General features: G+C 61.7%; 12 protein-coding genes. 1 reads left to right on the top strand and 11 read right to left on the bottom strand.

Going from position 1 to position 14,329, the window contains the following annotated elements; genetic code table 11:
• Nucleotides 1–557: 557 nt before the first annotated feature.
• The gene (locus HY067_03165; GenBank protein ID MBI3526945.1) at nucleotides 558–2,159 is read left to right on the top strand and encodes a hypothetical protein; all 1,602 of its coding nucleotides are present in this window, start codon (nucleotides 558–560) and stop codon (nucleotides 2,157–2,159) included.
• 391 nt (nucleotides 2,160–2,550) lie between these two features.
• On the opposite strand, the gene HY067_03170 is transcribed toward HY067_03165, so the two are convergent.
• From HY067_03170 to HY067_03220, 11 genes are all read right to left on the bottom strand, one after another.
• Nucleotides 2,551–2,853 carry an XRE family transcriptional regulator gene (locus tag HY067_03170; protein ID MBI3526946.1) on the bottom strand — a complete coding sequence of 101 codons (303 nt, stop codon included), beginning with the start codon at nucleotides 2,851–2,853 and terminating at the stop codon, nucleotides 2,551–2,553.
• On the bottom strand, nucleotides 2,850–3,209 hold the full coding sequence (locus tag HY067_03175) for a type II toxin-antitoxin system RelE/ParE family toxin (protein MBI3526947.1): 360 nt from the start codon (nucleotides 3,207–3,209) through the stop codon (nucleotides 2,850–2,852). The genes HY067_03170 and HY067_03175 overlap by 4 nt, the downstream gene beginning before the upstream one ends.
• Before the next feature lie 735 nt (nucleotides 3,210–3,944).
• A complete protein-coding gene (locus HY067_03180) occupies nucleotides 3,945–4,172 on the bottom strand; it encodes a hypothetical protein (protein ID MBI3526948.1) in 228 nt (75 codons plus the stop codon).
• A 213-nt stretch (nucleotides 4,173–4,385) separates the two neighbouring features.
• Nucleotides 4,386–5,789 carry a HAMP domain-containing protein gene (locus tag HY067_03185; protein ID MBI3526949.1) on the bottom strand — a complete coding sequence of 468 codons (1,404 nt, stop codon included), beginning with the start codon at nucleotides 5,787–5,789 and terminating at the stop codon, nucleotides 4,386–4,388.
• Nucleotides 5,782–6,462 carry a response regulator transcription factor gene (locus tag HY067_03190; GenBank protein MBI3526950.1) on the bottom strand — a complete coding sequence of 227 codons (681 nt, stop codon included), beginning with the start codon at nucleotides 6,460–6,462 and terminating at the stop codon, nucleotides 5,782–5,784. The genes HY067_03185 and HY067_03190 overlap by 8 nt, the downstream gene beginning before the upstream one ends.
• Nucleotides 6,463–6,719: 257 nt before the next feature.
• Nucleotides 6,720–6,947, bottom strand: coding sequence for a hypothetical protein (locus HY067_03195; GenBank protein ID MBI3526951.1), 228 nt, complete (start codon nucleotides 6,945–6,947; stop codon nucleotides 6,720–6,722).
• Complete coding sequence (locus HY067_03200; protein MBI3526952.1) at nucleotides 6,944–7,693, bottom strand: TMEM165/GDT1 family protein; 750 nt, start codon at nucleotides 7,691–7,693, stop codon at nucleotides 6,944–6,946. Before HY067_03200 ends, HY067_03195 begins: the two co-directional genes overlap by 4 nt.
• Before the next feature lie 45 nt (nucleotides 7,694–7,738).
• The gene (locus HY067_03205) at nucleotides 7,739–8,518 is read right to left on the bottom strand and encodes a DUF1275 family protein (GenBank protein ID MBI3526953.1); all 780 of its coding nucleotides are present in this window, start codon (nucleotides 8,516–8,518) and stop codon (nucleotides 7,739–7,741) included.
• Nucleotides 8,519–8,708: 190 nt separating this feature from the next.
• The gene (locus HY067_03210; GenBank protein MBI3526954.1) at nucleotides 8,709–10,208 is read right to left on the bottom strand and encodes an efflux transporter outer membrane subunit; all 1,500 of its coding nucleotides are present in this window, start codon (nucleotides 10,206–10,208) and stop codon (nucleotides 8,709–8,711) included.
• A complete protein-coding gene (gene tehA, locus HY067_03215) occupies nucleotides 10,205–11,191 on the bottom strand; it encodes a dicarboxylate transporter/tellurite-resistance protein TehA (GenBank protein ID MBI3526955.1) in 987 nt (328 codons plus the stop codon). The genes HY067_03210 and tehA overlap by 4 nt, the downstream gene beginning before the upstream one ends.
• 1 nt (nucleotide 11,192) lies before the next feature.
• A complete protein-coding gene (locus tag HY067_03220; protein MBI3526956.1) occupies nucleotides 11,193–14,327 on the bottom strand; it encodes an efflux RND transporter permease subunit in 3,135 nt (1,044 codons plus the stop codon).
• Between the last annotated feature and the right edge of the window lie 2 nt (nucleotides 14,328–14,329).

Genomic DNA, 14,329 nt, shown 5'->3' on the forward strand with positions numbered 1-14,329 from the left:
CCGATGAGCGCAGTCGGACGAATCGAAGCCTGGCAATGATTGCAAGGGAAGCTCGCGGGGAGACAAGTCCCCATAAAGTCCCCACGCAAATGAAAAACGGCTAGACGCTTTCGCATCTAACCGTTTGATGTACTGGCGCGCTGGACAGGATGAATCTGGGCACTGGGTTGAGGCTATTTCGATCGATTAGCTAACCGCGTTCGAGTTCCAATCGGGTCCCCGACAAGAGCTCGAACCAACTTCCCTCACGTCAGAGTGAACCTTGATGACGCAGGGGCTCCGATCGAGGGTTTCGCAGAGATTCCCGAACAAGTATCTACGTTCCCGCAATCGCTGGGGAACGGCGCGTGCAGGCGCCTCGCAGCATTGAATTTTGTCGCCACGTGACAACAAATCGCACGGTTACTGCGCGAAATATTCCCAGCCTGCCGCTCCCGCCGCACGCTCGCGTCGCCATCCTCAGAGCTATAATGATTTTTTACTTAGTGCATTCCCGAATCGTCCGTGCGGGAGTAGTCCCCCGAACGGATTCATGCAGGCGGGAGAGCGCATTGCCAATGAACTGGATCAGAAAAGACGATGGTCATGCGGACCATCCGATGCCCGATCCGGCCTCGGCAGCGAAACTACTCCCCGAATTGCGCGGAGCCGATCCAGTTACTGCGCTTGATAGCCTGCGCGGTCGGCTTGACAAGCTCCAGGCTGCATCCAGCCACGACGAAACAGCCCGCAGCCATAACCTGTCGCTGATCCAGGAAGCGGGAGACGCGCACCTGTCCCCGCTGCTGGCGCAATTTCTCACTAAAACCGCCGACAAGCAGCCAACGCGGGAGGCGGATTGGAACGCCCTCATCAACTATCAGAAGATGTTGACGGCTGCGCTCTGCACATCCGCCAGACTTCTGCTGAATGAAGCAACGGCCAATCCGTCGCTCCACCTTCTGGGTGCGGCTGGCGCGGCACGGGGCCTTGATGCCTGTCGAACGCTGGCGAAAATCTGCCTCGTCCGCTACCTGAGCGTTCCACCGAAGCTGTGGCAGTTGGCATATGCCGTATATGGCGATGCGGAGAAGGCGGGTTGCGCAGCGACGCCCGTATGCATGCACGCTGCCCACAAGACGTTGACGAGCGTGACGCAGGAGTTACTGCGGCTGCTGATGCTGCAGTCAAGCGTGCCGGATATGATGGCGCCTGAGCAAATCGAAGTGGCCGACCGGGTGATCGCGCAACTGCGGGGAGATTTTACGCTGCGCACGCGCGGCGCCACCGATGGTCCATTCTGCTTCGCTCCGGCGAGCGACCGCCCGCCATGCCGCGCGGCCGGCCAGCCGCCGGGTACGGATACCGAAATCCGCTATTTCGGCGCAGGAGCAGCATTCAATACCCTGGAGCGACTCTACAAACAGTTGGCGATAGCAACGACCGCGGACATCCCAGCGTTCGGCAGGGACATCGCCCCGCACGTGCAAGTCTCGGCTATTCAGCATCTGCTCGCGTTCTGGAGCGCCACGTCCCCGTACTTGCCGCCCGCCCGCTCGGAGGCGACGGGCACATTACATGTCGTTCATCGCTACTCAGGGATCTGGCAGCACCTTTCGCGCGCCCGATCAGCCACAATCGAGTTGACGCTGGCGGAAGACGGCGATGATGCACCGCAGGCACCGGAAACGTGGACCCTGCTGGACGCCGGCGGCAACGAACTCGGGGTGGAGATCTCGCAACAATCGTACGACTGGGCGCGATGCGGCGACATCGTCGGTGTTTTGATGCACGGCGATGACGAGTGCTGGCTGGGCGTAATCCGCTCCATGCATGCCGAGCTGGGTCGCAGCCTGCGCGCCAACATCGCCATCCTGAGCCGCGCTCCGCAGGCGGTGCAGCTACGCGTGCTCGTCGGGAAGGACGAGGAGAGCCTCTACACGGAGGAAACGGCGCGGCAATTTGGTTTTAACCTCGTGCGCGCGATCATCCTGCCGGTCGATTCCGCAGTGTCGCCAAAGTCCACTTTGCTGCTACCGCCCGAAAGCTGGAAGGAGGGCCGCGTCTATGAAGCGACGGGGGAAGAGTCGGCGCGATACCTCCGCGGCGTGCGCCTCATGCGGCGCGGAGACGATTACGCACGCGCGATGTTCGAGTGGGTTTCGATGGAGCAGGCCTGAAGCGTTGGCCGGCCAGAGTTGCTTGGCCGGTAAACCTGCTGCCGATGTCCGGGGAAGCTATGGTCCAAGAAAACTAATCCACCTGCCGCTTGACGGCTACCCTGTGCCCGCAGGCTCGGGAGTCAATTGCACAGACTGCCGGCAGCGCGATATTTCTTGCGCGCCGGACAGGATTTGAACCCACGACCCCTTGGTTCGTAGCTCTTCCTGCAGGCGCAATTTGTTGTTTTAACTAAGAACTACAGCGCCGCCCGTTCCCCATTTCGCGCTGTTTTGCCCGCTGTTGTTCCCTCGAGTCCCCAAAATCTCCCCACGATTACTGTCGGGGAATCGAGCCTGTTGATGTTCACTTCCGACAGCCCCAATTTCAATAAACAACCGCCTTGATTTACTAGACCGGAGCGGGTTCGGTGTCTTCGAGACTAATAGAAACCCGTTTGCCGATCGCAGACGCGGCGCGCTGCACGGTCTCCAGCAGCACCTTGTCATTGTCAGGATCGAGGAAACGATCAAGCTGGCTGCGGCTGGTGTGCATGCGTCGCGCCATCTCCAGCTTGCTGATGCCCTGGGCCTTCATGATCTCGGCAATTTGCCACGCCAGGACACGTTTAATGGCCTGGGTGGTGATTTCTTCGTAAGTGCCGTCTTCCTTGAGGAAGTCCTCAAAGGAAGAGCCCATGTGTTTCTTGCTCATCGTTCAATCTCCTTCTTTCGCTTCATCGCCAGATCCAGATCACGGTCCGGCGTCTGTTGCGTCTTCTTGATGAATCCATGCAGAAGCACCAACTGGCTTCCATGGATGCAGAACAGCACACGGGCGATGCGCCCCCCGTTCAACGTGCTGCGGACCTCCCAAAGGCCGCGGCGCGAGACGATCGGGCGGCAGACGGGCATTCCCACCGGCCAGCCAAATTCAATCGTTGCGATATCGAGCCCGATCACGCGGCGGTCCTCCGCAGATAATTTCTTAAGCCAGCCCCGCACTGGCTCGGTGCCGGTTGACGAGCAGTAGAAGACCGCAGGAATTCTTTTTCGTGATTTTTCTGACATCCCGCCTGTACCTTGTAGAGTACAATGTACCGCGCAAAGTACAAGAAGTCAATTATTATAAGAACACAAAATAGACGAGACTGCCGCCAGGAAAGTCTCGCGATACGCGGTGTTGATTTTAACTGTCAATTGATCCTGTTTTTTATTTCAGACCGACCCGGTTTTGCATTGGGATTCCGCTGTATAGCCAAGGTTGGTACCGTCGGTCGAGCAGCAATTCATCGATGGTTTTAGCGAAGTGCTTCGCGCCCATTCCCGCGTTTCTTCTGCGTACTCCAGACCGTGCCGGTCCGGCAAGTACAATGCCCATCAAGGCAATAAAAATCAGCATTCCAATATACGTAAAACCATGGCTCCTGCGTCTTGCGTGGCGGTCGAACAATCGCACCAAACTGGCTGGCATAGGGTTAGTAACTTCTGCACATCATCACCTTGACCTTCCAGATACCGAAATGATTCTCCACCCTAGTCAGAATTCTGACGAGCGTTTATAGCGCCACGAATATTCCTCGCGATGTTGTCCAGGAATAGGTCAACACACCGTCCCGTTTTCGACCTGCAGCGGATCGTTGAATTTTGGTTGCGATCTCAACGACGCCCGAATGGGGATATTGCCTGGCGACGGTCGCCGCCATGTGCCGCCGTGCAATCCGTTCTCTCGATGCCTGACTCCGGGTTGTGTCCGAAGATGCTGGCGCAGTCGCTGTGATGCGTTGCTTCATTTGGCCGCGTCAGTCAAATGAACTTGCCCGCCTGTTGTGCTTTTCTAACCAGATCGGACAATAGCGTGCCGACGATTTTCGCAAAGCGCGTGTCGATGAAGCCAGTGGCGATCGGAAGCCAGTCGTGAGCGATGCCACCGGCAGTTACAACAAGGGAAGAATCGCGGACGGCGACAAGGAACACGTTGTCCTTGGCGTCACGCATCACGAGCGCGTAGTGCTGGGCTGCTGTTCTCGACATCGACCGACAGTTTGGTTTTTTATTGCCTGCTTGTTTCCGCCGGCATTTTTCTTAATTCTAGCCTTCTTTAGAAACCGGGCAATGCGATGTTGTCCTACATTCAGGTCTATCCGTTCAGGCCGCATTCTCGAACGGCTCGACCGGCTGCGCCCTCATTCCGCGCAATGTTGACGCGCTTGATATGATCAACGGGGAGTGCCGAAAATCCACAAGCTACGTTGGTTGGATCAGGCGTCCTGTTAGAGTGCTAGGATGGATGTTAGCGGCAAACATGATCAGTGTCGCCCGCAATCCTGGGTGATTGTCGGTAAGTTCTAACACGCCCCCGTGGAGCTTTGCTACAGCGGCCACGAGGCTGAGCCCCAGTCCCACGCCTTCCGTGCCACGACTCGCATCGCCGCGGTAGAAGCGCTCGGTTACTTTAAGCTTCTCATCGTCGGGGATGCCGGGACCGTCGTCCGAGACGCTGACTTCAATGGCCCCATCCGACCGTCGTATCGCCTGGACCGTGATCGCGCCCCCTTCCTGCGCATACTTGAGCGCATTGTCGATGAGGTTTCCAATGGCTTGAGCGAGCAGGAGGGGATCGCCGGCTACGGTGAGCTCGCCTGAGGAAACAAAGGTGAGCATGACTCCTTTGAGCTCCGCGACGGGTTGATAGAATTCGGCGGCCTCGCTAGCTATTCTGGCGACATCGACTTGAACGAAACCCGAACGGCGCGTGCCGGTGTCGATCTCGGCGAGGCGTAGCAGGGCATGGAAGATTCCGATCACCCGGTCCACATCGGCGACCGCGGATTCGATTTCGGCAAAGGTTTCGCCAGGGGAAGGCCGGGTCACGGACAGCTCCTCCAGTCGGGAGCGAAGTTCCGCCAGCGGAGTGCGCAGATCATGCGCAATCGCGTTCGAAACATTTCGAACGCCATGCACGAGTTGTTCGATCTGGTCGAGCATGCGATTGACCGTTTGTGCGAGCATGTCCAGTTCATCTCGCCCTCCGTTCGTCGGCAGACGGCGGGACAAGTCTCCCTCGACGATGGCAGAGGCGGTCTGGCTGATGCCGTGTACCTCGGAAAGAAGGACACGCCGAATTTGTAGCCCGCCCAGAATTCCGAGCAGAATGATGATCCCCGTTGCACCCGCGAACCCCAACTTGAACAGCGATTCCAGATGCTGAAACCTGGTGACGTCTCGTCCGACCAGAAGGTTATATCCACCGGGGAGTGTCCTGGGCATGAATACCGTTTGTACGGTCGAACCGCCTAGTTCCATTGTTAGCGTGAACATGCCGGACGATTGGGTAATCTCAGGGGGCCAGACAGTAAGATTGCCAGCAATGCGCGAAAAGGCAGGGTTTGCGAACAGCACGAGTCTGTTGGATGCCAGCCTTGTTCCCACTTGTTCATCTATCGAACGAGCAAGGGCATTGACGCCCTCTCTCCGAAAAATGTCGACCATCCTTTCGAAGTCTTCCTGAATAGACGCAATCCTCGCTGCCTGAATGTCATGACGCCAATCAATCCATAGGGGTGTGGCGAACGAGGCGAGCACCGCAATGCCCAGAACAATGTAACCGAGCGTGAGGTTGAGGGCGGAAAAGCGCAGAAATCTAATCATCCGCCGTCAACATGTAGCCTGCATTGCGGATGGTGCGCAGCAGGGCTCGCTCCGAACCCGCATCTATCTTCTGACGCAGCTTGCTGACGTGGACGTCGATAACGTTTGTGCGGGGATCGAAATGATAGTCCCAGACGTTTTCAAGCAACATGGTTCTCGTGACCACCTGATTGGCGTGCCGCATCAGGTATTCGAGAAGCTTGAACTCACGAGGTTGAAGGATCACGGCTTGACCGGCGCGCGTGACCTTGCGCGAGACGAGATTCAGGCACAGGTCATCGACCACCAGCGTCGTTTCCGCATTGCTCTCCTGCGAGCGCCTGACAAGGGCGTCGAGCCGTGCCAGCAACTCGCCGAACGCAAAAGGCTTGACGAGATAATCGTCCCCGCCACTCTTGAGACCGCGGATGCGATCGTCCACATCGGAAAGGGCACTCAGGATCAGGATCGGGGTCTTGTTCCCAGCCTTGCGCACCGCTTCGATGATGCCCAGGCCATCGATATTCCCGGGCAGCATGCGATCCATGATTATCACGTCGTAAGGCTCGCTGGCAGCGAGGAACATGCCATCTCGCCCGTTATCCGCGTGATCCACGGTATGTCCCGCTTCGATCAATCCTTTCTTCACAAAGCGCGCCACTCGCTCGTTGTCTTCCACGCACAGGATTTTCATGGCACTTCCATCTTCCGGGATCCGGTATGCGATAAAAAGACGATTTTTGGCGAAGGTTGCATTGCCATTGCGGATATCGCCCTGACGACGTCGACATGGTGATCGAGAGTATACGAATTTACTGCCGTGACATGCCGGTTGGCAAGGAGCCACAATCGATTTTCCGCTTCATCGCCAGTAATGCGTGCGCCGTTCATTGATGAGATTGTCAATTGGAAACTCGCTTGATCGAAGGCAAATAGTTCGCTGGTTCAGCGTTAACGATTCGGATGCGCGAATCCGCGATGTCGCGCTCTCATGACGTTGCCGAAAAGCACGCCAGGACAACCGACCAGCAGCACGACGCCGGCAGCCACGGGATCATGCGGAGCGAGCGCGGCAACGAGCGCCGTTACCGCAACGACGCCGATGATTGCCAGCGCCAGCCAGCCATCGTCGACGAACAAGCCGATTAATTCGATAACAACCTTCATCAGTGCCTTCATGACGAGGCCTCGCCCATCGGCCGGCGCAGGAGCGCGACAGCGATGACCGCGACCGTCAGAAACAGCGCCCCAAAGCCGAGGATGGCGAGGTCCTCGCCCGGCCATGGCACGCCAAGTCCTTCGCCGGTCCAGAACACACCGAACGCCGACAGCATCACGCCAACGGCGAATTTGAGCGTATTTTCGGGGACGCGGGCGAGTGGAAGTCGCAGGACGAAGCCGACGGCAATGACAAGTGCGCAGGCGGCGAGCGCACCAATGCTGGCAGGACCCAGGAGACCACGGCCGGCGCCTACGGCAATGACGATAAATACCACCTCGAGTCCTTCAAGAAGCACTGCTTTGAAACACGCCAGTGCGGCGAACCAGTCAAAGCGCTTCTCCAGGCGGCGAGCCTGCCCGCGCAATGCCGCCGTTTCGGTGGCGAATATCCTGGTTTCATCATAATGGGGAAGGACGCCCGCCGCGCGCAGGATCGCTTTTCTCAGCCAACGCATGCCGAACAGCAACAACAGAATGCCTATGAAGAGTTGGAGGACGGACAGCGGAACGCGATCGAGGAACGGGCCGAGTACGATCACGATCAGCGCAAGAAACGCAAGACCCGCGAAGGCACCCGATCCTGCCGGACGCCAGCCGCGAACAGTGCCGATGGCGAGCACGATGGTAAGCGCTTCGACCGCTTCGACAAGCGCACCGAGAAAGGCCGCCGAGAGGGCTGGCGTGGAGGTTGCCCATGGCATCATGGACGCTCCCTATGTGAACTAAGTGGCATCGGGATTCGGATCTGCTTAATCGGTTTTCCTGCGCAATGAAAAGTGTCTTCCCCTCAGGGAAGCGACGGGCGGCAGAACCATCGCCAGCGCGAGCAGCGCAAGACCTGCGGGCAGAGCGAGCGACCATAGTCCGATTGCGACCTCGCCCATCGCTCCGAGACCGCAGCCGACGGCGAAGCCCGCAATGGACTGCGCGGTACGCTTCGCCCTGGTACGCGCGCTGGCCACGGCGTCGGGATCGCGCCCCAGCAGGACTTCGGCAACGTCCATGGTTAAGCGGGTGACGTTGCCTGTCATCACCGCTGTGGGGGGCGTCCCCGCCAGCGAGATCTGCACCAGTGCATTTTGCACCGCCATCGCCGAAACGCCGATCATGCCCGCGAGAATGGCGTTCGTTGCAGTCGTGTCCGGGTGCGGACCGGCAGCGACAGAAAGCGCGAAAAAACCGGCGAGAAGCAGGAACTGCAGGAGAAGCAGGGGGCGCAGCGTGGCGAGCCCGACCGATTCCAAGCCGGTGGCCAGCAGTCTCGTCAGACCGACTGCCACAATGAAGACCGGAACCGACAATATTTGCACGACCTCGGCTGTACCGCTGCTCGCGACGTGCGCCGCCAGGATTGCCAGATTGCCGGTGATGTGAGCGGTGAACAAGCCACCAAGGCCAAGGAAGCCGATGATGTCCGTACTGCCGGCGACGACGCTAAGCACGCCGGGAAGCCATGACGTGCCGAGTGAACCGGCGACAAGCGCGGCGCCGTCACTTGTCGGAGTGTCCTTTGAATTCAATGCAAACATTTACGGCTGCTGCCCGGTGCCGTGGCCAATGCATTGCGCGGCCATGTGCACTTGAAGAGAAAGCAGGCCCATTGCCGTAGCAATGGACCTGAAAAGCCGAACACCCCGGGGGAGGGTCTGGAGTATTCGGCAGGGGACTGAATGCGAATGCATTCCACCGAGGAGAGGCGATGCTCGCGCGTAGCCATGCTTATCGATCGGACGCGTGCATTGGTGCGCCAGCCGCAAGAGTGTCGGCCGGCCGCGGTTCATCGCCGGTCGTCTGGATCCAGCCGCCACCGAGCGCCCGATAGAGGTCGACGAGGTTGGTGAGGCGCTGCAGCCGCGTGCTGACGAGCGTGAGCTGCGCGTCGTAGAGGCCGATCTGCGCCGTGAGCACCGTGAGATAGTTGTCGACGCCGTTTCGATAGCGGAAGGTGGAAAGGTCGAACGTCCGCTGCTGCGCCGCCGTGTAGCGTTCGGTCGCGGCAACCTGGTCGTCATAGGTCCCGCGCGCTGCAAGGCCATCCGAAACTTCCCGGAAGGCCGTCTGGATCGCCTTCTCGTACTGCGCGATGCCAATGTCCTTCTGGATTTTCGCCACGTCGAGGCTGGCCTTGAGAGCTCCGGCATTGAAGATGGGGACCGAGAGCGCCGGGATCAGCGACCAGGACGTGCTGCCCCCGCCGAACAATCCGGAGAGAGACGCGCTGGCGGTCCCTAGGCTGCCGGTCAGGTTGATGGTGGGAAAAAACGCCGCGCGCGCCGCACCGATGTTCGCGTTCTCCGAGCGCAAGATCGCCTCGGCCTGAAGAATGTCCGGACGCCGTGTGAGCAGGTCGGACGGCAAGCCCTCCGGGATGTCGGCGAGAATCGGCTGCGCCCCAAGGCGCACCGGCGGCGGAAGGTCGGCGGGCAACGGCCGACCGATCAGCAGCACGAGCGCATTCTCGGCCTGCGCCCGGCCGCGTACCTGCGCCGCGTAGTTCGCCTGGGCCAGCTCGACGACGGTCTGGGCCTGGCGCAAGGCGAGCTCGGTGCCGGTGCCGGTGTCGAACTGCAGCTTCACGATGTCGTAGGAGGCCTGCGCGGTCTTTGCGGTCTGCTGCGTCACCTGCATCTGCTCGTCGAATGCGAGCAGCGTGAGGTATTGATCGGCGACCTGCGAGACGAGCAGGATCTCCGCGGCCTGCCGCGCGTATGCCGAGGCGAAGTACTGCTGCAGCGCGGCGTCGCTGAGGCTCCTCAGCCGGCCGAAGAAATCGATCTCCCACGAGGCGGAGACGCCGGCCTCGTAGGTCTGCGTGGTAGTGGTCTTTCCGCTGGTCGAGACTCCCGCCGGCGTGCGCGACCGCGACGCGTCGGCGTAACCTGATACCTGGGGAAAGAGCGCCGCACGCTGAATCCGGTATTGCGCGCGAACCTGCTCGACGTTCAGCATCGCGACACGCAGATCTCGGTTATCGGCGAGCGCGATCTCCATCAGCCGCTGCAGCTGCGCGTCGCGCAGGAAGTCGCGCCAGCCGATGTCCCCGGCCGGGAGAGTCGTGCCGGCCTGCCCGGCTTGCGCGGCCTTGTACGCGGCGCCCGATGGAAAGGTTCCCGCTACCGGCGCGGCCGGCCTCTCGTAGGTGGGCTGCAACGAGCAGCCAGCGGAGAGTGCAAGCACGAGCGCCGTAAGCGCGCGGTGAATGAAGGAACGTGGGCTCACGTCAGTCTCCCGGCAACGGGAAGCAGTTTCCCGCGTGCGAGCTGGACGATCGAGCCGATCGCGATGGATCCGATCACCACGTTCGCCACGACGAAGAGAACCGGAGCGAGGATCGTCACCGGTCCGGCCACGCCGCGAGCCACCATGCGTTCGGCGGCCAGCGACAAGGCGCCCATGCCGAAGGTGAAAGCCCAGTACGACGGTGCGAACGGCTGTCGCCGGATCCAGGGCAGGAGCCGCAGCACGATCAACCCTTGCAGCAGCGCGTAACCGAAGAGCATCTGCGCCACGAGACCGGGATCCCCATCCGTTACGCTGAGGTAGGCGACGAGTCCCACGGCGGGTGGGGCGAGCTGGATACCGAGCGTGGGTAGCAGCGGCACGGCAAGCGCATCGGCGACGAGCAGCCGATGAAGGATCACCGATTCCAGGGCGAGCCACGCGAAGAGCCCCGCGCCGAAGAAGAGCTGCCCCCAAGCGGTCCACCCGAGGGCACCGGCGGCCGTGGCGACGACGAAGCTTCCGGCGACCGCCGGAAGATAGAGCACCGGCGTGGTGGTCGACGGATCGCGGCCTCCCTTCCACAATCCGCCATGGCGCCAGACCGAAAAGGCGAGGCTCCCTGCGGCGCCGAGGGCGAAGAGGCCGATCGCCGCCGCGCGCGAATAGGGAAGCAACGCGGTCGAGACGAGCAGCGTCGAGACCGGCACGAGGCCGATGAAGCAGCACTGGATCGGATGCGCCGCTTCCGCAAGCGCCTCGTCGCGGTGCCACATCCACTTCGCGGCATATCCCGCCACGAGCACTCCCCAGATGCAAACACCGGCGAGCATGATCGCCTCTCCGATGCCGTGAGGCAGGTTCCACAGCCCGGCCGCGGCGCGCCAGTCGCTTCCCAGCGCAATCACGCCGAGCACGATCCCGAAAAAGGATGCCGGAACGGAGATGTCGGGAGCCCAGGGTCCCCGTGCGTTGATGCTCATGTCAATCTCCCGTCGCCATTGCGGCCGCCGGTTCGTGATTCGGGCGGCTGAATCTCCGGCTCACCACCTCGAAGAACATCGGCACGAGCAGCGGGCCGAGGAAAGTCGCGGCCAGCATCCCGCCTATCACGGCGATGCCGATCTCGTTCTGGCTCGCCGATCCCGCGCCGGCCGCGATGGCGAGCGGAAGGACGCCGAGGAGGAACGCCAGGGAGGTCATCAGGATCGGGCGCATCCGAATCTTCGCGGCCTCGACCGCAGCCTCGAGGGCGGAGCGGCCCTCCTCGCGCAACTCGCGCGCGAATTCCACGATGAGGATGGCGTTCTTGGCCCCCAGACCGATCGTGGTGAGCACCGCGACCTGGAAATAGACGCCGTTCGGTACTCCCAACAGCGTCGCCGCGAGGAGCGCGCCCAACACGCCGATCGGGATCACGAGCATCACGGAGACCGGGATCGACCAGCTTTCGTAGAGCGCGGCGAGGCTCAGGAAGACCACGAGCATCGAGAGCGCGTAGAAGTATGGCGCCTGTGATCCCGCCTGCTGCTGCTGCAGCGAGATGCCGGTCCATTCGAAGCCGATGCCCGCGGGCATTTGCTTCGCGAGCGCCTCCATGGCGAGCATCGCCTGCCCCGCGCTCTTGCCAGGCGCGGCCTGGCCCTGGATCTCCATGGCGGCTACGCCGTTGTATCGCTGCAGCTGCGGCGGGCCGTAAGTCCAGCTGCCGGTGGCGAAGGAGGAGAACGGCACCATCACGCCCTTCGAGTTGCGCACGTAGAGGCGGTCCAGGTCCTCGGGATTCATCCGGAACTGCGCGTCGGCCTGCACGTACACCTTCTTGATGCGGTTATCGGTGTCGAGGAAGTTGTTCACGTAACGCGAGCCCCACGCGACCGAGAAGGTCTGGTCGATGTCGCTCAGGGCCACGCCGAGGACACTGGCCTTCTCGCGGTCCACGTCGATGCGGAAAGTCGGGTTGTCGACGACGCCGTTGAATCGCACCTGCGCGAGGCCCGGGTCCTTCGCCGCCAGGGCGATGAGCTGATCCTTCGCCTTGAGGAGCGCGTCATAGCCCAATCCGGCGCGGTCCTCCAGCTCGAAGTCGAAGCCCGAGGAGGTACCCAGCCCGCGGATCGCCGGCGGGTTCACGGGGGTGATGATCGCGTCCTTGTAGTTCCTGAATTGCGCCGCGGTGCGCGAGATCACCGCCTGCACCGTCTGGTCCTTGCTGCGCTCGCCCCAATCCTTCAGGTGGACGTAGACCATGCCCTGGCTCTGCCCGCGCCCGGCGAAGTTGTTGCCGTTGATGACGAACGCGGCATCGACGCTCGCCGATTCCTGCTTGAGGAGGTACTGCGCGACGTCGTCGAGCACGACGCCGGTGCGCTGCTGCGTGGCGCCCGGCGGCGTCTGCACCTGGACGAAGAAATAGCCCTGGTCCTCGTTCGGCACGAACGCGGTGGGCAGCCGCACGAAGAGCAGGCCCACGGCGGCCACGATCGCGGCGTAGATGGCGAAAGCCCACGCCGACCGCGCGATCACCCCGCGCACGCCGCCGGCGTAACGGTCGCGTCCCCGCTCGAAGACGCGGTTGAACCACCCGAAGAATCCGTGGCGCACGGCATGCTCGCGATCCGACGCCTTGAGGAGCGTCGCGCAGAGCGCGGGCGTGAGCGTGAGCGCCACGAATACGGACAGCAGCATCGCCGCGACGATGGTGAGCGAGAACTGGCGGTAGATGGCGCCCACCGTGCCGCTGGACATGGCCACCGGCACGAACACCGCCGACAGCACCATTGCCACGCCGACCAGCGCGCCGGTGATCTGGCTCATCGCCTTCTCGGTCGCCTCCTTCGGGCCCAGCTTCTCCTCGCTCATCACGCGCTCGACGTTCTCCACCACGACGATGGCGTCATCGACGAGGAGACCGATCGCCAGCACCAGGCCGAACATCGAAAGGGTATTGATGGTGAAGCCCACCGCGGCCATGAGCCCGAAGGTGCCGAGCAGCACCACCGGCACCGCGATCGCGGGAATGAGAGTGGCCCGCCAGTTCTGCAGGAAGAGAAACATCACCAGGACCACGAGCGCGATCCCCTCGAGGAGCGTCTTCACCACCTCCTGGATCGAGATCTTGATGAACGGCGTCACGTCGTTCGGGTACACGTCCTTCAGCCCGTGCGGAAAGTAGGGCCTCAGCTCCGCGATCTTGGCGCGAACGGCGTTGGCCGTGTCGAGGGCGTTCGCGCCCGTCGCGAGCTGGATGCCGATCGCGGAAGCGGGAACGCCGTTGTACTTGTTGTCGATGATGAAGGTCTCCGCGCCGAGTGCGATACGGGCCACGTCGCGAAGGCGAACCTGGGAGCCGTCGGGCAGGGCCTTGAGCACGATCTCGCCGAACTGTTCCGGCGTGCTGAGCAGCGTCGCTTCCGTGATCGTCGCGGTGAGCTGCTGGTTGGCGACCGCCGGCGTGCCGCCCAGCTGTCCCCCGGAAATCTGCACGTTTTGGGCGAGCAGCGCCGCGCTCACGTCGAGCGGCGTCAGCGCGTAGTTGTTCAGCTTGTTGAGATCCAGCCAGATGCGCATCGCGTACTGGGTCCCATTCACGTTGAGGTTGCCGACGCCGTTTACGCGGCTGATCGGATCCTGGACATGCGAGACCACATAGTTGGCGATGTCGAACTTCGACATGCTGTTGTCGGTGGAGATGAAGCCCACGAACATCAGGAAGGCGTTGGTGGATTTCGTCACGCGCACGCCCGCCTGCTGAACCTGCGCGGGAAGCAGCGGCACGGCGAGCTGCAGCTTGTTCTGCACCTGCACCTGCGCGATGTCCGGGTTGGTGCCGGGCGTGAAGGTGAGGGTCGTGGTGGACTGGCCGGTGTCGTCGCTCACGGACGACATGTAGATCAGGTTGTCGATGCCGCTCATCTGCTGCTCGATCACCTGCACGACTACATTGTTGACGGTGTTGACCGAGGCGCCCGGGTAGGTCGTGCTGATCTGCACGGTGGGCGGCGCGATGGGCGGGTATTGATCGATCGGAAGCGTGAGGATCGACAGCCCGCCCGCCAGCATGATGATGAGCGCGATGACGATCGCGAAGATCGGCCGGTTGATGAAGAATCTGGCCATGG

The organism is Betaproteobacteria bacterium, from assembly GCA_016194905.1.
Lineage (GTDB): Bacteria > Pseudomonadota > Gammaproteobacteria > Burkholderiales > JACQAP01 > JACQAP01.